The organism is Pseudomonas sp. E45-MNA-CIBAN-0222 (assembly GCF_040310405.1).
Taxonomy (GTDB): domain Bacteria; phylum Pseudomonadota; class Gammaproteobacteria; order Pseudomonadales; family Pseudomonadaceae; genus Stutzerimonas; species Stutzerimonas stutzeri_AC.
This window is the reverse complement of the sequence record NZ_JBEOPU010000167.1, coordinates 1-256: the sequence shown is the minus strand read 5'-3', so window position 1 is coordinate 256 and position 256 is coordinate 1. Positions and strand designations below refer to the sequence as shown.

The 256-nt window shown below is 71.9% G+C and carries 1 protein-coding gene; it reads left to right on the top strand.

Annotated features, from left to right (window positions below; translation table 11 throughout):
- A partial coding sequence (locus AAEZ08_RS23195; protein WP_500125215.1) for a lysozyme family protein occupies positions 1 to 230 on the top strand: 230 nt, incomplete at its 5' end.
- Positions 231 to 256: the final 26 nt, after the last annotated feature.

Below are 256 nucleotides of genomic sequence, written 5' to 3'. Positions count from 1 at the left end.
CGTGTGACCTGCTGGACCCGTATCGCAACCTCGCCATCGCCGCTGAAATCCTGAACGAGCAGCACACGTCCGGCGAAGACTGGCTGCTCGCGATCGGCCGCTACCACCGTCCTGCGGGCGGCGCACCCCCCGCCCGCGACCGGCGCCGCGTGTCGCGCCCTCTCGCGCGTGTGCAGGGCGCCCGTCCAAACGCGGCGGTGCTCGCCGCGCGCCCGGAGACTAACCCATGAAGAAATCCCAACTGGCCCTGCGGGGC